Below are 20,740 nucleotides of genomic sequence, written 5' to 3'. Positions count from 1 at the left end.
TCACACGAATTCCAGTTCTATCCGAGAGGTTCGAAGAGGTCCCCATGGCGACGAACGAAGAGACGCTCCGCGATTACCTCAAGTGGGTCACCGCCGATCTGCACGAGACGAAGCAGCGGCTGCGCGAGGTCGAGGACGCCGGGCACGAGCCGATCGCGATCGTCGGCATGGCCTGCCGTTTCCCCGGTGGCGTCGCGTCACCGGAGGACCTGTGGCGCCTGGTGTCGGACGGCGCGGACGCCATCGGCCCCTTCCCCGAGGACCGCGGCTGGGACCTCGACGCGATCTACGACCCGGACCCCGAGCGCTCCGGCCGCACCTACGTGAAGGAAGGCGGATTCCTCTACGAGGCCGGCGCGTTCGACCCGGGCGTGTTCGGGATATCGCCGCGCGAGGCCCTCGCGATGGACCCCCAGCAGCGCCTCGTCATGGAAGCCGCCTGGGAGGCGTTCGAACGCGCCGGAATCGACCCGCGGTCCGTGAAGGGCAGCCGCACGGGCACCTTCGTCGGCTGCTACAACCTCGACTACTGCTGGTCCCTCCCCTCCATCCCCGAGGGGTACGAGGGCCACCTGACCACCGGCAGCGCGGCGAGCGTCGTCTCCGGCCGCGTCGCCTACACCTTCGGCCTCGAGGGCCCGGCCGTCTCCGTCGACACCGCCTGCTCCTCGGGACTCGTCGCCCTGCACATGGCCGCGCAGGCGCTGCGCTCCGACGAGTGCTCCATGGCCCTCGTCGGCGGCGTCACCGTCATGTCCACCCCGCTGGAGTTCATCGGCTACAGCGAACAGCGCGGCATGGCCGCCGACGGCCGCTGCAAGGCCTTCTCCGCGGGTGCCGACGGCATGGCGCTCGCCGAGGGAGCCGGCGTCCTGCTCGTCGAGCGGCTCTCCGACGCCGTGCGCAACGGGCACGAGGTACTGGCCGTCGTACGGGGTTCGGCGACCAACCAGGACGGCGCCAGCAACGGCATGACCGCCCCCAACGGCCCCTCCCAGCAGCGCGTCATCAAGCAGGCCCTCGCCAACGCCCGGCTGTCCGCCCACGACGTCGACGCCGTCGAGGCGCACGGCACCGGAACGGCCCTCGGCGACCCGATCGAAGCGGGGGCGCTGCTGGCGACCTACGGCCGGCGGCCCGCGGACGCGGCACCCCTGCGGCTGGGCTCCGTGAAGTCCAACATCGGCCACACACAGGCCGCTTCGGGCATCGCCGGCGTCATCAAGATGGTCATGGCGATGCGCAACGGCGTCCTTCCCAAGACCCTCCACGTCAGCGAGCCGTCCCCGCACATCGACTGGTCCTCCGGCGCGGTGGAACTGCTCACCGAGCCCTCGGACTGGACCGTCGACGGCCGCCCGCGCCGGGCCGCCGTCTCCTCGTTCGGCATCAGCGGCACCAACGCCCACGTCATCCTCGAGCAGCACCTCGCACCGGACGGGGCCGAGGGCGGCGCCGAGAGCGCGGCGCCCGGGGCGCCCGCCGAGACCGTGGTCACCGGCGGCCTGATCCCGTGGACCTTGTCCGGCAAGACCACCGAGGCCCTGCACGGGCAGGCGGCCCGGCTGCGCGCCCACGCCGGGTCCGGCACCGCCGTCGAACCGACCGCGGTGGCCCGGGCCCTGGCGACGACCCGGGCCGCGCTGGAGCGGCGCGGTGTCGTCCTGGCGGGCGACCTCGACGGCTTCCTGACCGGTCTGGACGCGCTGGCCGCCGGGCTCCCGGCGGCGGGCGTCGTGGACGGGGCCGTCGTCAAGGGCGCGGAGCGTCCGGTGTTCGTGTTCCCGGGTCAGGGTTCGCAGTGGGCGGGGATGGCGGTGGGGCTGTACGACTCCTCGCCGGTGTTCGCGTCCCGTTTGGACGCGTGCGCCGCTGCTCTGGCTCCGTTTACGGACTGGTCGTTGTTGGGGGTGCTCCGGCAGGAGGCGGGTGCTCCGGGTTTTGACCGGGTGGACGTGGTGCAGCCCGCCCTGTGGGCGGTGATGGTGTCGCTGGCCGAGTTGTGGCGTGCGGCGGGTGTGGTTCCGGCTGCGGTGGTGGGTCACTCGCAGGGTGAGATCGCGGCCGCGGCGGTGTCGGGTGCCCTGTCGTTGGAGGACGCGGCGAAGGTGTCGGCGTTGCGGGCGCGGGCGATCGTGTCCCTGGCGGGCAGGGGCGGGATGGTGTCGGTTGCCGACTCCGCCGACGCCGTGGCGGAACGTATCTCGGCCTGGGGTGAGCGTCTGGCGCTGGCTTCGGTGAACGGGCCGGCCTCGACGGTGGTCTCGGGTGATCCGGAGGCTCTGGAGGAGCTGATGGCGGCCTGTGAGGCCGATGGTGTGCGGGCGCGCCGGATCAATGTGGACTACGCCTCGCACGGTCCGCAGGTCGAGTCGATCCGCGACGAGGTGATGGGTCTGCTGGCCGGGATCGAGCCGCGGACGGCCGAGGTCCCGTTCTTCTCCACCGTGACGGGGGAGTGGGCCGACGGGTCGGAGCTGGACGCCGCGTACTGGTACACCAACCTCCGCCACACCGTCCGCTTCCAGGACGCCATCGCCGCACTCCTGGAGCGCGGGCACGGGCTGTTCGTGGAGTCCAGCGCCCACCCGGTGCTGACCATCGGTGTCCAAGAGACCATCGAGGCCGCCGGGACCTCCGCCGTGACCCAGGGCACCCTGCGCCGTGACGAAGGCGGAGCCCAGCGCTTCCTGGCCTCGCTCGCCGAGGCCTGGACGCACGGCGCCCCCGTCGACTGGCAGGCCGTCCACGCCGGCCAGGACACCGCGCGCGTCGACCTGCCCACCTACGCCTTCCAGCGCGAGCGCTACTGGCTGGAGGTGGCCGACTCCGGCTCCGGCGACGTGTCCGCCGCCGGTCTCGGCGCCGCCGACCACCCCCTCCTCGGCGCGACCGTCCGCCTTGCCGACGGGGACCAGGCCGTCCTCACCGGCCGCCTCTCCCTGCGCACCCACCCCTGGCTCGCCGACCACGCCGTGAACGGCACCGTCCTCCTCCCCGGCACCGCGTTCGTCGAACTGGCCGTCCGCGCCGGCGACGAGGCCGGCTGCGACACCCTCGACGAACTGACCCTCGAAGCCCCGCTCGTCCTGCCCCCCGACAGCGCGGCACGCCTCCAGCTCGTCGTCGGCGGCCCCGAAGCCGACGGCCGCCGGCCCGTGGCCCTCTACTCCCTCCCCGAGGACGCCCCCGAGGGCACCCCGTGGACCCGCCACGCCGCCGGCCTGCTGCTCGGCGCCCGCCGCGAACCGGACTTCGACCTCTCCGCCTGGCCGCCGCCCGGTGCCGAACCCGTCCCCCTCGACGGCTTCTACGAGGCCCTCGCCGGTACCGGCTACCAGTACGGGCCCGCGTTCCGGGGCCTGACCGCCGTGTGGAAGCAGAGCGACGGCGACGAGATGTACGCCGAGGTCGCCCTCCCCCACGAGCAGTACGACGACGCCGCCCGCTTCGGCCTCCACCCCGCCCTCCTCGACGCCGCCCTGCACGCCGGTCTGGTTCCGGCCGCCCGCGGCGAGGCCGACGGGGTACGCCTGCCGTTCTCCTGGAACGGGGTCACCCTGCACGCCGTCGGCGCGACCGCGCTGCGCGTACGGATCTCCCCGGCCGGGGACGACGGCGTCGGCCTGGAGATCGCCGACGCCACGGGCCGCCCCGTCGCCACCGTCGGCGCCCTGGTGTCCCGGGCCGTCACCGCCGCGTCCCTCGACGCCGGACCGGTCACCGACGACTCCCTGTTCCGGCTGGACTGGACGGCCGTGGACACGGACGGCCTCCCGCAGGACGCCGCACCGCACGACTGGTGCCTGCTCGGCGAGGACCGCCTCGGCCTCGAGGCCGCCTTCCAGCGGGCCGGGGCGTTCCCGCAGGTCTTCGACGACGTGGCCACCCTCGGCGACGCCGTCGCCGCCGGACTGCCCGCCCCCGAGGTCGTGGTCCTGCCCGTCGGCGGCGCCCCCGCCCCGGACGTGGACTCCCCGGCCGGCGCGCTCGCCGACGCGGTGCGCTCGGAGACCGCCCGCGTCCTGGCCCTCCTGCAGGAATGGCTCGCCGACGAGCGGCTGGAGGGAGTGCGGCTGGCCGTCGTCACCCGCGGAGCCGTCTCCGTACGCCCCGGCGAGGACGTCACCGACCTCGTCCACGCCCCGCTGTGGGGCCTGGTCCGCTCCGCCCAGGCCGAGAACCCGGGACGGCTGCTGCTCGTCGACCTCGACGCGGCCGGCGCCGCGCCCGAGGACGCCGCGGCGGCCCTCCCCACGGCCGTGGCCGCCGCGGGCCGTGCCGGCGAGCCGCAGGCCGCCGTACGCGACACGGCGGTGCTCGCGCCGCGCCTGGTCCGCGGCGCCGCCCCCGGCGGCACCCTGACGCCCCCGCGGAACGCCGACGGCTGGCGACTCGCCTCCTCCGGCGGCACCCTCGACGGCCTGGCACTCGTGCCCGCCGGGGCCCGGCCGCTCGCCGAGGGCGAGGTCCGGGTCGCGGTCCGCGCCGCCGGCCTGAACTTCCGCGACGTGATGATCGCGCTCGGCATGTACCCGGGCGACGCCACCATGGGCAACGAGGGCGCCGGCACCGTCACCGAGACGGGGCCCGGCGTCACCGGACTGGCCGTCGGCGACCGCGTGATGGGCCCGTTCCCCGGTGCCTTCGGCCCGCAGACCGTGGCCGACCGGCGCGCCGTCACCCGTATCCCCGACGGCTGGACCTTCGAGGAGGCCGCGTCCGCGCCGACCGCCTTCCTCACCGCGTACTACGCGCTCGTGGACCTGGCGGGCCTGAAGGCGGGTGAACGGATCCTGATCCATGCCGCCGCCGGCGGTGTGGGGTCGGCCGCGGTGCGGATCGCCCGGCACCTGGGTGCCGAGGTGTTCGGCACGGCCAGCGAGGGCAAGTGGGACGTGCTGCGCGCCGCCGGTCTGGACGAGGCGCACATCGCCTCCTCCCGTGACGCCTCCTTCGAGGAGCGTTTCTCCGCCGCCACCGGCGGCGAGGGCGTCGACGTCGTCCTGAACTCCCTCGCCGGGGAACTCACCGACGCCTCGCTGCGGCTGCTGCCGCGCGGCGGCCGCTTCATCGAGATGGGCAAGACCGACGTCCGCGACCCGCGGGACGTCGAACGGGACCACGCCGGGGTCGCCTACCGGGCCTTCGACCTCGCCGAGGCCGGACCCGACCGGATCGCGGAGATGCTCGCCGAGCTGGGCCGGCTCTTCGAGGCGGGCACGCTCCGGCCCCTGCCCGTCCGCACCTGGGACGTCCGGCGGGCGCCGGAGGCGTTCCGGTTCATGAGCCAGGCCCGGCACACCGGGAAGATCGTGCTGACGGTTCCGCAGGGCTGGGACCCCGAGGGCACCGTCCTGATCACCGGCGGCACCGGAACCCTGGGCGCACTCGTCGCCAAACACCTCGTCACCCGGCACGGGGTGCGGCACCTGCTGCTCGCCGGCCGGCGCGGCCCCGACGCGCCCGGAGCGGCCGAACTCGTCGCGGAGATAGCCGAGCTGGGCGGGACGGCCGAGGTGGTGGCGTGCGACGCCGCCGACCGCGACGCGCTGGCCGATCTCCTCGCCGCGATCCCCGCCGGCCGGCCGCTGCGCGGGGTCGTCCACACCGCCGGAGTCCTCGACGACGGGGTGATCGCCTCCCTCGACGCCGGCCGGCTCGGCACCGTCCTGCGGCCCAAGGCGGACGCGGCCGCGCTCCTCCACGAGCTCACCCGCGACCTGGACCTCACCGCCTTCGTCCTGTTCTCCTCCGCCGCCGGCGTCATCGGCGGCCCCGCCCAGGGCAACTACGCCGCCGCCAACGCCTTCCTCGACGCCCTCGCCCAGCACCGCCGCGCCCGCGGCCTGCCCGCCACCTCGCTCGCCTGGGGCCTGTGGGACGAGGCCAGCGGCATGACCGGCCACCTCTCCGAGGAGGACGTGGCCCGCATGGCCCGCTCCGGCATGGTCGCCTTCTCCCCGGCCGAGGGCCTCGCGCTCCTCGACGCCGGCACGGCCACGGACGCACCCCTGCTGGTCCCCGTACGCCTGGACCAGACCGTCCTGCGCACCATGGCCAGCACCGGCACCCTGCCCGCCCTCGCCCGCGGCCTGGTCCGCGTGTCCGGCCGCCGCACCGTGGACAGCGCCGACGGCGCCGGCGGCTCGGCCCTCGCCCGCCGGCTGACCGCACTGACCCCCGACGACCGGCTGCGGACCCTGCTCGACCTGGTCCGCACCCACGCGGCCGCCGTACTCGGCCACTCCGCCGCCGAAGCCGTCGGCGCCGACCGGGCCTTCAAGGAGCTCGGCTTCGACTCGCTGACCGCCGTCGAACTGCGCAACCGGCTCGGCGCGGCCACCGGACTGCGGCTGCCCGCGACCATCGTCTTCGACCACCCCACCCCCGCCTCCCTCGCCCGCGAGCTGCGCACCGCGCTCGTCGGCGACGCCGGGGCGGAGCCGCGGGACGAGGACAACGCCCCCCTCACCGTCCCGGCCGCCGACGGCGACCCGGTCGTCATCGTCGGCATGGCCTGCCGCTTCCCCGACGGCGTGGACTCGCCCGAAGCGCTGTGGCGGCTCGTCGCCGCCGAGGGCGACGCCATCGGCGCCTTCCCCGCCGACCGCGGCTGGGACCTGGACGCCCTCTACGACCCGGAGCCCGGCACGCCCGGCCGCACGTACGTCAAGGAGGGCGGGTTCCTGCACGACGCGGGCCGCTTCGACGCCGAACTCTTCGGGATCTCCCCGCGCGAGGCCCTCGCCATGGACCCGCAGCAGCGGCTCGTGCTGGAAGGCGCCTGGCAGGTCCTCGAACGGGCCGGCATCGACCCCGCCACCCTCAGGGGCACCCGCACCGGCGTCTTCGTCGGCGCCGTCCCGTCCGGGTACGCCACCGGGCTGCGCGAGATCCCCGAGGGCGTCGAGGGCTACTTCGGCACCGGCCTCTCCAACAGCGTCATCTCCGGCCGCGTCGCCTACAGCTTCGGCCTCGAGGGCCCCGCCGTCACCGTCGACACCGCCTGCTCCTCCTCGCTCGTCGCGCTGCACCTGGCCGCGCAGTCCCTGCGCCAGGGCGAATGCGCGATGGCACTGGCCGGCGGCGTCGCCGTCATGTCGACGCCCGCCGAGTTCGTCGAGTTCGGCCGCCAGCGCGCGCTCGCCGCCGACGGCCGCGCCAAGGCCTTCGCGGGCGCGGCCGACGGCACCGCCTTCTCCGAGGGCCTCGGCGTGCTCCTCCTGGAGAAGCTCTCCGACGCCCGCCGCAACGGCCACCAGGTGCTCGCCGTCGTACGGGGCTCCGCCACCAACCAGGACGGCGCCTCCAACGGCCTCACCGCCCCCAGCGGCCCCGCCCAGCAGCGCGTCATCCGCCAGGCCCTGGCCTCCGCCAAGCTCTCCGCGCAGGACGTCGACGCCGTCGAGGCGCACGGCACCGGCACCAGGCTCGGCGACCCCATCGAGGCGCACGCCCTGCTCGCCACCTACGGCCAGGGCCGCGACACGGACCGGCCGCTGTGGCTCGGCTCCCTCAAGTCCAACATCGGCCACACCCAGGCCGCCTCCGGCATCGCCGGCGTCATCAAGTCCGTGATGGCCCTGCACCACGGCGTCCTCGCCCGGACCCTGCACGTCGACGAGCCCTCCCCGCACGTCGAATGGTCCACCGGGGCCGTCGAGCTGCTCACCGAGCAGCGGGCCTGGCCCGAGACCGGCCACCCCCGCCGGGTCGGCGTCTCCTCCTTCGGCCTCAGTGGCACCAACGCGCACGTCATCCTGGAGCAGGCCCCGCAGGCCGCCTCCCGGGACCACGACCGGGCGCCCGAGGACACCGGACGCCCGGCGGTGGCCGGGGTCCTCGCCGCCACCGTCCCCTGGACCCTGAGCGGCAAGAACCCCGCGGCCCTCCAGGCACAGGCACGGCGCCTGTACGACCACCTCGGCGCCGACGTCGACCTGTCCCTGTCCGACGTCGCCCTGTCCCTGGCCACCACCCGGGCACGCCTGGAGCACCGCGCCGCCGTCGTCCTCGGCAGCCGCGACGAGGCCCTCGCCGGACTCGCCGCCCTCGCGGAGGGCGCCCCCACCCCACGCACCGTCACCGGCACCGCCGACACCGAGGGCAAGACGGTGTTCGTGTTCCCGGGTCAGGGGTCGCAGTGGGCCGGGATGGGTGTCGAGCTGCTGGATTCGTCGCCGGTGTTCGCGTCCCGGTTCGCGCAGGTCGCGGCGGCGGTGGAGGCGCATGTGGACTGGTCGGTGGAGGGGGTGCTGCGGGGGGAGGGTGATCTTTCCCGTATCGAGGTGCTCCAGCCGGTGCTGTTCGCGGTGATGGTGTCGTTGGCGGAGTTGTGGCGTGCGGCGGGTGTGGTGCCGGACGCGGTGGTCGGTCATTCGCAGGGTGAGATCGCGGCCGCGGTGGTGTCGGGTGCGCTGTCGCTGGAGGACGGCGCGAAGGTCGTCGTGCTCCGTTCGCAGCTGTTCGCCGACGAGCTGGTGGGCCGGGGCGCGGTCGCCTCGGTGTCGCTGGGCGCGGACGCGGTCCGCGAACGGCTCGCCCCGTACGGGGACGCGCTCTCCATCGCGGGGATCAACGGTCCGGGGACGGTGACCGTCGCCGGCGAGGTCGCCCCGCTCGAGGAACTCGTCGCCGCCCTGGAGGCCGAAGGCGTCCGCGCCAAGGTCATCCCCTCCACGGTGGCCTCCCATTGCGCCCAGGTCGACCGGCTCAAGGACCGGGTGACCGGACTGCTCTCCTTCGTCCGGCCGCGCGCCGGCTCCGTCCCGCTCTACTCCACCGTCACCGGGGAGGTCCTGGACGGCTCGGAGCTGACCGCCGCCTACTGGTACGAGAACTGCCGGCGGCCCGTCTCCTTCGAACCCGTCGTCCGCTCCCTGCTCGCCGACGGGCACCGCGTGTTCGTCGAGTCCAGCGCCCATCCCGTCCTCGTGTACGGAGTCATGGAGACCGCCGAGGACGCCGGGTCCGAGGCCCTCGCCCTGGGCACCCTGCGCCGCGAGGAGGGCGGCCTCGCCCGCTTCTACACCTCCCTCGCCACCGCCTGGACCCGCGGCGTCGACGTCGACTGGACCTCCGTCCTCGCCGGACGCGGAGCCCGCACCGTCGAACTCCCCACGTACGCCTTCCAGCAGCAGCGCTACTGGCTGGCCTCCGGTCCCGCCGACGCCACCGCCCCCCAGGGCCCGGCCGAGGAGACCGAGGGCGCGTTCTGGTCGGCCGTCGAAGCCGGTGACCTCGACACCCTGGCCGAGACCGTCGGCCTCGACGGCGACCGCCCGCTGCGCGAGCTGCTGCCCGAGCTCGCCACCTGGCGGCGCGGCCGCCGCGAGCGCTCCACCGTCGACTCCTGGCGCTACGACGTCGACTGGACCCTGCTGCCCGAGGACGCCACCGACCGGCTCACCGGACGCTGGCTCGTCGTGGAGCCCGCGCGGGCGGCCCATCCGGAGCGCACCGCGGCCACCGTCGCCGCGCTCGCCGCGCACGGCGCCGACGTCCACCGCCTCGCCCTCGACCCCGCAGCGGCCGACCGCACCGCCTGGGCCGCACTGCTGCCCGGCGACCCGCTCACCGGCGTGGTCTCCCTGCTCGGCGACGCGGCCGGCCGGGACGACGTCGCCACCGGCACCCTCGTCCTCGTCCAGGCCCTGAACGACGCCGGAGTGACGGCACCCCTGTGGGCGCTCACCCACGGCGCCGTCGCCACCGGCCCCGCCGACGCGCCCGCCGACCCCGTCCAGGCCCAGCTCTGGGGCCTCGGCCGGGTCGTCGCCCTCGAACAGCCCCGCACCTGGGGCGGCCTCGTCGACCTGCCGCCGGAGCTGGACGAGCGGGCCGCGGCCCGGCTCGCCCGGGTCCTCACCGGGCTCGGCGACGAGGACCAGGTCGCGGTGCGCTCCGGCGGGGCCTTCGGGCGCCGCCTGGTGCGCGCCCCGCTCGGGGACCGCGAGCCGGTCCGCCGCTGGCGGCCGTCCGGGACGGTCCTGGTCACCGGCGGTACCGGAGGCGTCGGTGCCCGCGTCGCCCGCCGCCTCGCCGCCACCGGGGCCGCCCGGCTCGTCCTCACCAGCCGGCGCGGCGCCGACGCCCCCGGGGCGGCGGAACTCGCCGCCGAACTCCGTTCGCTGGGCGCGGAGGTGACGCTCGCCGCCTGCGACGTGTCCGACCGCGGCCAACTGGCGGCGGTCCTCGGCGCGATCCCGGCCGGGCAGCCCCTGACCGCCGTCGTCCACGCCGTCGGCATCGTCCAGTCCACCCTCGTCGACGAGATGACCACCGACGAGTACCGGAAGATCAACGAAGGGAAGATCGACGGCGCCCGCCACCTCGACGAGCTGCTCGGCGACACCCCGCTCGACGCGTTCGTCCTGTTCTCCTCCAACTCGGGCGTCTGGGGCAGCGGCCGGCACGGCGGCTACGCCCCCGGCAACGCCTGGCTCGACGCGTTCGCCCAGCAGCGCCGGGCCCGCGGCCTCACCGCCACCTCCCTCGCCTGGGGTGCCTGGGGCGGCGGCGGCATGATGGAGGGCGAGGGCGTCGAGGAGTACATGCGCCGCCGCGGCGTCATCGAGATGGACCCCGAACTCGCCCTGAACGCGATGGTCCAGGCCGTGGAGCACGACGAGGTGTTCCGCGCCGTCGCCGACGTCGAATGGGAGCGCTTCGCCCGCGGCTTCACCTCCGGCCGCCCCAGCCCGCTCATCCAGGGCGTCCCGGAGGCCCGCGCCGCCCTGAAGGCCGCCGAGGAACCCGCGGGGACGGCCACGTCCGCCACGGGGGCCGCCGCCCGGCTCGTCGAGGAACTCACCGCGGCGAACCCCGCCGAACGGGAGACGATCCTCCTCGGCCTGGTGCGCGAGAAGGTGGCCGGCGTCCTCGGCCACGACTCGGCCGACGCCATCGAACCCGGCCGCGCCTTCAAGGGCCTCGGCTTCGACTCGCTGACCGCCGTCGAACTGCGCGACCGGCTCGGCGCCGCCACCGGCCTCAAACTGCCCGCCACCATCGTCTTCGACTACCCCAACCCGGCGGCCCTCGCCGGGCACCTGCGCGGCGCCCTGCTGCCGGAGTCGACGGCCCCCGTCGGCTCGGTCCTCGACGAACTCGACCGCCTCGAGGGCGCGCTCGCCGCCACCGCACCCGACAGCGACACCCGCACCAAGCTCAAGCAGCGCCTCGAAGCCCTGCTGTGGACCGTGGGCGGCACCGACGCCACCCCGGACGAGACCACCGGTGAAGGCCTGCACAGCGCCACTGCCGACGACATGTTCGCCCTCCTCGACAAAGAGCTGGGCACCTCCTGACACATCCGGGAGGGGTGTCTCCCCGGACGGGCCACGACCACGGTCCGTTCCGGGGAGGCACCCCTTCCCCCATCCCACCCGCCGGCCAGCGATCCGCCCCACGGGGCCCACGGAGATACCGACCATGGCGAACAACGAAGAGAAGCTCCTCGAATACCTCAAGCGGGCGACGGCCGACCTGCAGCAGACCCGCAAGCGGCTGCAGGCCGCCGAGTCGGCCGGCCACGAACCGATCGCGATCACCGGCATGGCCTGCCGCTACCCGGGCGGGGTGAGCTCCCCCGAAGACCTGTGGGAGCTGGTCGCGGCCGGCGGCGACGCCGTCGGCGGCTTCCCCGTCAACCGCGGGTGGGACATCGAATCCCTCTACGACCCCGACCCCGACAAGCCGGGCACCAACTACGTGAAGGAAGGCGGCTTCCTGCACGACGTCGACGAGTTCGACGCCGGCTTCTTCGGGATCTCCCCGCGCGAGGCCCTCGCCATGGACCCCCAGCAGCGCCTCCTCCTCGAGACCGGCTGGGAGGCCGTCGAACGCGCCGGGATCGACCCCGCCACCCTCACCGGCAGCCTCACCGGCACCTTCGTCGGCTTCAGCGCCATCGACTACACGACCGGCATCCTCCAGGCCCCCGACGAGCTCGAGGGCTACCTCGGCACCGGCAACCTGGCCAGCGTCATGTCCGGCCGGCTCGCCTACTCCCTCGGCCTGGAGGGCCCGGCCGTCACCATCGACACCGCCTGCTCCTCCTCGCTCGTCGCCCTGCACATGGCCGCCCAGGCCCTGCGCAACGGCGAATGCTCCATGGCCCTCGCCGGCGGTGTCACCGTCATGTCGAACCCCGCCGGGTTCGTGGAGTTCAGCCGGCAGCGGGCGCTCGCCGCCGACGGCCGCTGCAAGGCCTTCGCCGCCGCCGCCGACGGCTTCGGGCCCGCCGAGGGCGTCGGCATGCTCCTCGTCGAACGGCTCTCCGACGCCCGCCGGGCCGGCCGCCGCGTCCTCGCCGTGATCCGGGGCACCGCCGTCAACCAGGACGGCGCCAGCAACGGGCTCACCGCCCCCAACGGGCCCGCCCAGATGCGGGTCATCAAGCAGGCCCTCGCCAGCGCCCGCGTCACCGCCGCCGACGTCGACGCCGTCGAGGCGCACGGCACCGGCACCACCCTCGGCGACCCCATCGAAGCCCAGGCCCTCCTCGCCACGTACGGGCAGAACCGGCCCGCCGGCCGGCCGCTGTGGCTCGGCTCCGTGAAGTCCAACATCGGGCACACCTCGGCCGCTTCGGGCGCGGCCGGCGTGATGAAGATGGTCATGGCGATGCGCAACGGCCTGCTCCCGCAGACCCTGCACGTCGACGCGCCCTCCCCGAAGATCGACTGGGCCTCCGGCGCCGTGGAGCTGCTGACCGAGCCGCGCGCCTGGCCGGAGACCGGCCGCCCGCGCCGGGCCGGCGTCTCCGCGTTCGGCATCAGCGGCACCAACGCGCACGTCATCCTCGAGCAGACCCCCGAGGACCCCGGAACGGACACCGAGGCCGAACCGGCCGACGCCGGCCCCGGCCGCCCCGCCGTCCTGTCCGGCCCCGTCGACGGCACCCCCTGGCTCCTGTCGGGCCGCACCGCCGCCGCCCTCCGCGGCCAGGCCGGACGGCTCGCCGCGCACGCCGCCGCGCAGCCCGGCGCGCACACCGCCACCGGCGTCGCCCTGGCCACCACCCGGGCCGCCTTCGACCACCGCGCGGCGATCACCTCCCTCACCTCCGCGCAGGACACCGGGCGCGCCCTCACCGCCCTCGCCGGGGGCGACACCGCGACCGGCGTCCACCAGGGGCAGGCGGGAGCCGGCAAGACGGTGTTCGTGTTCCCGGGGCAGGGTTCGCAGTGGGCGGGGATGGCGGTGGGGCTGTACGACTCCTCGCCGGTGTTCGCGTCCCGTTTGGACGCGTGCGCCGCTGCTCTGGCTCCGTATACGGACTGGTCGTTGTTGGGGGTGCTCCGGCAGGAGGCGGGTGCTCCGGGTTTTGACCGGGTGGACGTGGTGCAGCCGGCGTTGTGGGCGGTGATGGTGTCGCTGGCCGAGTTGTGGCGTGCGGCGGGTGTGGTTCCGGCTGCGGTGGTGGGTCACTCGCAGGGTGAGATCGCGGCCGCGGCGGTGTCGGGTGCCCTGTCGTTGGAGGACGCGGCGAAGGTGTCGGCGTTGCGGGCGCGGGCGATCGTGTCCCTGGCGGGCAGGGGCGGGATGGTGTCGGTCGCCGACTCCGCCGACGCCGTGGCGGAACGTATCTCCGCCTGGGGTGAGCGTCTGGCGCTGGCTTCGGTGAACGGGCCGGCTTCGACGGTGGTCTCGGGTGATCCGGAGGCTCTGGAGGAGCTGATGGCGGGCTGTGAGGCCGATGGTGTGCGGGCGCGCCGGATCAATGTGGACTACGCCTCGCACGGTCCGCAGGTCGAGTCGATCCGCGACGAGGTGATGGGTCTGCTGGCTGGGATCGAGCCGCGGACGGCCGAGGTCCCGTTCTTCTCCACCGTGACGGGGGAGTGGGCCGACGGGTCGGAGCTGGACGCCGCGTACTGGTACGCCAACCTGCGCCACACCGTCCGCTTCCAGGACGCCATCGCCGCACTCCTGGAACGCGGCCACAAGATCTTCGTCGAGTCCAGCGCCCACCCGGTGCTCACCCTCGGCGTCCAGGAGACCATCGACACCACGGAGCCGGCCGCCGTCACCCTCGGCACCCTGCGCCGTGACGAAGGTGGCCCGCAGCGCTTCCTCGCCTCGCTCGCCGAGGCCTGGACGCACGGCGCCCCCGTCGACTGGCGGGCCGTCTACGCCGGCCAGGACGCCTCCGGCGTCGAGCTGCCCACGTACGCCTTCCAGCGCGAGCGCTACTGGCTGACGGCCACCGCCACCGGTGCCGGCGACGTGTCCGCCGCCGGTCTCGGCGCCGCCGACCACCCCCTCCTCGGCGCGGCCGTCCGCCTCGCCGACGGCGGCCAGACCGTCCTCACCGGCCGCCTCTCCCTGCGCACCCACCCCTGGCTCGCCGACCACGTCGTGGCCGGAGCCCGCGTGCTGCCCGGAGCCGCGTTCGTCGAACTGGCCGTCCGCGCCGGCGACGAGGCCGGCTGCGACACCCTCGACGAACTGACCCTCGAAGCCCCGCTCGTCCTGCCCGACGAGGGCCCCGTACTGCTCCAGGTCGTCGTCGGCCCCCCGGACACCGGCTCAAGGCGCACCGTCGCCGTGTACGGCCGCCAGGACGCCGCCGACGGCCCCTGGACCCGCCACGCCCAGGGCGTGCTCAGCCGCGCCGAGACCCCGGAGCCCGGCCGCGGGCTCGGCGTCTGGCCCCCGGCCGGCGCCGAGCGCGTGGACCTCGACGGCTTCTATGAGGGGCTGTCGGGGTCGGGGTACGGGTACGGGCCCGCCTTTAAGGGGTTGGCCGAGGTCTGGCTGCCGGGCGACGGTGTCGGGGTGTACGCCGAGGTGGTGCTGCCCGAGGATCAGCAGGAGGACGCCGGCCGGTTCGGCCTCCACCCGGCCCTGCTCGACGCCGCGCTCCACGCGCTGGCGGTGAGCGGGCCGGAGACGGAGGACGGAACGGCCTGGCTGCCGTTCGCGTGGAGCGGGGTGCGCCTGCACGCCGCGGGAGCCTCGCGCGTGCGCGTGCACCTGACCCCGGCCGGCCCGGACGAGGTGGCCCTCACGGTCGCCGACGCCACCGGCCGCCCCGTGGCCTCCGTCGCGTCGTTCGCGTCGCGGCTGGTGTCCGCCGGGGAACTGTCCGCCGCCGCGGCCGCCGCCGGAGCCACCGGCGGGGCGAGCACCGTGACGCGTACGCCCGTACGCCGGACGGCCGCCTCGCAGGACGCGGCGGAGGCCGAATCGTTCGCACAGCGGCTGGCCGCGCTCTCCCCGCAGGAGCAGGAGCGCACGGTCACCGACCTCGTCCGTACCCGGGTGGCCGCGGTCCTCGGCCACCCGGAGACGGAATCGGTCGAGGCGGAACGGGCGTTCCGGGAGCTCGGCTTCGACTCGCTGACCGCGGTCGAGCTGCGCAACCGGCTCACCGCCGCGACCGGCCTGTCCCTGCCCGCGACCCTCGTCTTCAGCCACCCGACCCCGCTCGCCCTCGCCCGGCACCTCCTCGACCAGCTGGGCACCGCCCGCGGCGCGCAAGCGCCCGGGCTGCGTGAACTCGCCGCCCTGGAAGCCGTACTGGCGGACGCCGACCCGGACGGCACCGCCCGCGACACCGTCGCCAAGCGGCTGGAAGCGCTGCTGTGGAAGTGGCGCGCAACCGAGACGGAGACGGACGTCCTCGACGACGACGCCCTCGCGTCGGTGACGGACGACGAGATCTTCGCACTGATCGACAAGGAACTGGGAGCTTCCTGACCTGCTCCTCTGTCCCATATCCACTTAGGAGTACCGAGCATGTCGACGAGCAACGAAGAGAAGCTCCGTGATTACCTCAAGCGCGTCACAGCCGACCTGAGCCGTACCAAGCAGCAGCTGCGCGACGCGGAGGACGCCGGGTCCGAGCCGATCGCCATCGTCTCGATGGCCTGCCGCTTCCCGGGCGGGGTCACCGACCCCGAGGGCTTCTGGAACCTCGTGGCGTCCGGTACCGACGCGATCGGCCCCTTCCCGGCCGACCGCGGCTGGGACACCGACCTGTACGACCCCGACCCCGACGCCCCCGGCAAGACGTACGTCCGGGAGGGCGGCTTCCTCCAGGGGGCCACCCTCTTCGACCCGGAGCTCTTCGGCATCTCGCCCCGCGAGGCGGCCGCCATGGACCCGCAGCAGCGGCTGTTCCTGGAGACCGCCTGGGAGACCCTGGAGCGGGCGGGTCACGACCCGCTGTCGCTGAAGGGCAGCGAGACGGGCGTCTTCGTCGGCGCCGTCGCCTCCGACTACGCCTCCCGGCTGGACGCCCTGCCGGACGGCGTGGAGGGCTACATCGGCACCGGCACCATGTCGAGCGTCCTGTCCGGCCGGGTCGCCTACGCCTTCGGGCTGGCCGGCCCCGCCGTCACCGTCGACACCGCCTGCTCCTCCGGCCTGGTCGCCCTGCACCTGGCCGTGCAGTCGCTGCGCCAGGGCGAGTGCTCGCTCGCCCTGGCCGCGGGCGTGGCCGTCATGGCCAGCCCCGCCGCGTTCGTGGAGTTCAGCCGCCAGCGCGCGCTGGCCGCCGACGGCCGCTGCAAGGCCTTCGGAGCCAGCGCCGACGGCACCACCTGGTCCGAGGGCGCGGGAGTGCTGCTCGTGGAGCGTCTCTCCGACGCGCGCCGCAACGGCCACCCGGTCCTCGCCGTCATCCGCGGCTCCGCCCTCAACCAGGACGGCGCCAGCAACGGCCTCACCGCCCCCAGCGAGCCCGCGCAGCAGGAGGTCATCCGCCGCGCCCTCGCCAACGCCCGGCTCACCCCGGGGGACGTGGACGCGGTCGAGGCGCACGGCACCGGCACCTCCCTCGGCGACCCGATCGAGGCACAGGCCCTGCTCGCCACCTACGGCCAGGAGCACTCCGCCGGCCGGCCGCTGTGGCTCGGCTCGTCGAAGTCCAACATCGGGCACGGCGGTCCCGTCGCCGGCCTCGCCGGCGTCATCAAGATGGTGCAGGCGCTGCGCCACGGCGTGCTCCCCAGGACCCTGCACGCCGACGAGCCGTCGCCGCACATCGACTGGTCCTCCGGCGGCGTCCGGCTGCTGAACGAGACCCGCGACTGGACGCGCCGCGGCGAGGAGCCCCGCCGGGCCGGCGTGTCCTCCTTCGGCGTGAGCGGTACGAACGCCCACGTCATCCTCGAGGAGGCCGCCCCGGCGGACCGGGCGGCGCCGCCGTCCCCCGAGGACGGCGGCGGCGCGCCCGTACCGTGGATCCTCTCCGGCCGCACCCGGACTGCCCTGCGCGAGCAGGCCGCCCGCCTCCTGGCCCACGTCCGGGACGGCGCCGCGCCCGCCTCCACCGGCTTCTCCCTGGCCACCACCCGCACCGCCCACCCGGTGCGCGGCGCGGTCGTCGCCGCCAAGCACGAGGAGTTCCTCGCCGGGCTGGCCGGGCTCGCCGAGGGCGACACCAGCGGCGTCACCGCCGCCGCGGGCGCGGACCGCCCCGTCTTCGTCTTCCCCGGCCAGGGCTCCCAGTGGGCGGGCATGGCGGTCGAACTGTACGACTCCACCCCGGTGTTCGCCGCCCGCCTCGACGCGTGCGCCGCGGCCCTCGCCCCCCACACCGACTGGTCGCTGCTGGACGTCCTGCGGCAGAAGGACGGCGTACCCGGTTTCGACCGGGTCGACGTCGTCCAGCCCGCCCTGTGGGCGGTGATGGTGTCCCTCGCCGAGCTGTGGCGCTTCCACGGGGTCCGCCCCGCCGCCGTGCTGGGCCACTCGCAGGGTGAGATCGCGGCCGCGGCGGTGTCGGGCGCGCTGTCGCTCGAGGACGCGGCGAAGGTGTCCGCGCTGCGGGCGAAGGCGATCGTGGCGCTGGCCGGCAAGGGCGGGATGGTGTCGGTCGCGGACGACGCCGCCGCGGTGAGGGAACGCATCTCCGCCTGGGGGGAGCGGCTCGCGCTGGCCTCCGTCAACGGGCCCCGCTCCACGGTGGTCTCCGGTGATCCGGAGGCCCTGGACGAGCTGATGGCGGCCTGCGGGGCCGACGGTGTGCGGGCCCGCCGCATCAGCGTCGACTACGCCTCGCACTCCGCGCAGGTCGAGTCGATCCGCGACGAGGTCATCGGCCTGCTGGCCGGGATCGAGCCCCGCACCGCCGAGATCCCCTTCTTCTCCACCGTGACGGGGGAGTGGGCCGACGGTTCCGAGCTGGACGCCGCGTACTGGTACACCAACCTGCGCACCACCGTCCGCTTCGAGGAGGGCGTCCGCGCCCTCCTGGACACCGGCCACGGCCTGTTCGTCGAGGCCAGCGCCCACCCCGTCCTCACCATCGGCGTCCAGGAGACCATCGACGCCGCCGAGGCCCCGGCCGCCTCCGCCGCCGTCACCCTCGCCACCCTGCGCCGCGACGAGGGCGGTCCGCAGCGCTTCCTCACCTCCCTCGCCGAAGCCTGGACGCGCGGCGCCACCGTCGCCTGGCCCACCGTCTTCCCCGACGGCGCGCAGCGCGTCGAGCTGCCCACGTACGCCTTCCAGCACCGCCCGTACTGGCTCGACGCCGCGCCCTCGGACCCGGCGTCCCCCGGCCTGGTCGCCCACGGCGGCGACGAGGTCGACGCCGCCTTCTGGGCGGCCGTCGACAGCGGCGACCTCGCTCCCCTGGGGGTCGGAGCGGACCAGCCCCTCGGCGAGGCGCTGCCCGCCCTGTCCGCCTGGCGCCGCACCCGGCGCGAGAAGTCCGCGATCGACTCCTGGCGCTACCGCACCGTGTGGACGGTCGCCGACACCGCCGCCCCGCAGCTCACCGGGACCTGGCTGATCGTGGAGTCCGAGGGCGCCGACGAGACGGTGGCCGCGGCCGCCGCCGAACGCCTCGCCGCCCAGGGCGCCCGCACCGTCCGCGTCCCCGTCGACGTCTGGGCCAGTGACCGGTACACCCTCGCCCAGCAGCTCCACCAGGAGCTCACCGTCGAGGGCGAGGACCGCGTCACCGGGATCCTGTCCCTGCTGTCCCTCGACGAACGGCCCCACCCCGACCACCCGGACCTCCCGCTCGGCCTGGCCGGCACGGTCACCCTCGTCCAGGCGGTCCTCCAGGTCCGCGAACTCGCCGAGTTCGACGCCCCGGTGTGGTCCCTCACCCAGGGCGCCGTCTCCGTCGGCGACTCCGACCCGCTCACCAGCCCCGTCCAGGCCGCCGTGTGGGGCCTGGCCCGCGTCCTGGTCCAGGAGCACCCGCGGCTGTGGGGCGGCATCGTCGACCTGCCGCGGCAGGTCGACGAGGAGGCCTGGAAGCGGCTCGCCGGCGTCCTCACCGAACCCGGCGACGAGGACCAGCTCGCCGTACGGTCCTGGAACGTCCTGGTCCGCAGGCTGGTCCGGGCGCCGCTCGGCGACGCCGAACCGGCCCGCACCTGGCAGCCCACCGGCACCGCCCTGATCACCGGCGGCACCGGCGGCCTGGGCGCGCAGACCGCCCGCTGGCTGGCCCGCGCGGGCGCCGAACACCTGCTGCTGATCAGCCGCGGCGGACCCGACGCCCCCGGCGCCGACGCCCTGGAAGCCGAACTCACCGGACTCGGAGCCAAGGTGACCATCGCGGCGGCCGACGTCACCGACGCCGCCGCGCTCGCCGCCGTCATCGGGGCACTGCCCGCGGAAACCCCGCTGACCTCGGTGTTCCACACCGCCGCCGTCCTCGACGACGGCATGATCGACTCGCTGACCCCCGACCGCATGGAGCGCGTCCTCGCCGTCAAGGCGCGCGGCGCCCTCAACCTCCAGGAACTGACCCGCGACAAGGAACTCACGGCCTTCGTCCTGTTCTCCTCCTTCGGTGCCGCCTACGGCTCCGCGGGCCTGGGCAACTACACCCCCGGCAACACCTTCCTCGACGCCCTCGCCGAGCAGCGCCGAGCCCTCGGCCTGCCCGCCACCGCCGTCGTGTGGGGCACCTGGGAGGGCAGCGGCATGGCCGACAACGGCGTCGGCGAACGCGCCCGCCTCCAGGGCGTCTGGGAACTACCCCCGGAGCTGGCCACCGCCGCCCTCCAGCAGTCCCTCGACCACGAGGAGACCAGCCCGGTCGTCATCGACATCCGCTGGGACAGCTTCTCGCTGGGCACCAACACCGAGCGCAACAGCCCCCTCTTCGAGATGGTCCCCGAGGCGGCGCAGCTCCTTGCCCGGGCCGCCTCCGCCGCCGCGGCCGAGGCCGAGGAGGCCGACGGAGCCGCCGACGCCCTGCTGCACCGGCTCACCGGCCTCGCGCCGGCCGAACAGGACCGCGTCCTGCTCGACCTGGTCCGCAAGCAGGCCGCCTCCGTCCTCGGCCACGGCACCACCGGCCCCGAGGCCCTGGCCGCCGTCGGCCCCCAGCGCGCCTTCCGCGAACTGGGCTTCGATTCCCTCAGCGCGGTCGAACTGCGCAACCGGCTCGGCGCCGCCACCGGCCTGAGCCTGCCCTCCACCCTCGTCTTCGACCACCCCACGCCCGTCGAACTCGCCGCCCTGCTGCGCACCGAACTCCTCGGCGACACCGGCGGACTGGACCCGCTGCTCGACGAGATCGACCGGCTCGGCGGCGCCCTCGCCGGGGCCGCCCCCGCCACCCCCGACGACCGCGGCCGGATCAGCAGCAGGCTCCACGCGCTGCTCGCCGCCTGGAACGCCACCGCAGCGGACGCGGCGCCCGCCTCCGACGCCGACCTCGACGCGGCCTCGGACAGCGAGCTCTTCGACCTGCTCGACGACGAGTTGGAGACGCAGTGACCCCGCGCCCGCAACGACCGCGCCGTGTTGGCTT

General features: G+C 75.2%; 2 protein-coding genes and 1 pseudogene. All 3 read left to right on the top strand.

Annotated features, from left to right (window positions below; translation table 11 throughout):
- Positions 1–44: 44 nt before the first annotated feature.
- Entirely contained in the window at positions 45–11,312 is an 11,268-nt protein-coding gene (locus tag ACZ514_RS26150; protein ID WP_469125813.1) for a type I polyketide synthase, read from the top strand.
- A gap of 124 nt (positions 11,313–11,436) precedes the next feature.
- Positions 11,437–15,711, top strand: coding sequence for a type I polyketide synthase (locus ACZ514_RS26145; RefSeq protein WP_469125812.1), 4,275 nt, complete (start codon positions 11,437–11,439; stop codon positions 15,709–15,711).
- A gap of 84 nt (positions 15,712–15,795) precedes the next feature.
- Positions 15,796–20,706: pseudogene (locus tag ACZ514_RS26140) on the top strand (type I polyketide synthase); the annotation flags it as partial.
- Between the last annotated feature and the right edge of the window lie 34 nt (positions 20,707–20,740).

The organism is Streptomyces sp. NPDC034086 (assembly GCF_055575515.1).
The sequence above is the reverse complement of the archived record's forward strand: the minus strand, read 5'-3'. Positions and strand labels throughout refer to the sequence as shown.

What these genes read in the sequence shown, in the direction of transcription:
- ACZ514_RS26145 (WP_469125812.1), top strand. Translation starts at nt 11,437, where the DNA reads ATGGCGAACAACGAAGAGAAGCTCCTCGAATACCTCAAGCGGGCGACG.
- ACZ514_RS26150 (WP_469125813.1), top strand. Translation starts at nt 45, where the DNA reads ATGGCGACGAACGAAGAGACGCTCCGCGATTACCTCAAGTGGGTCACC.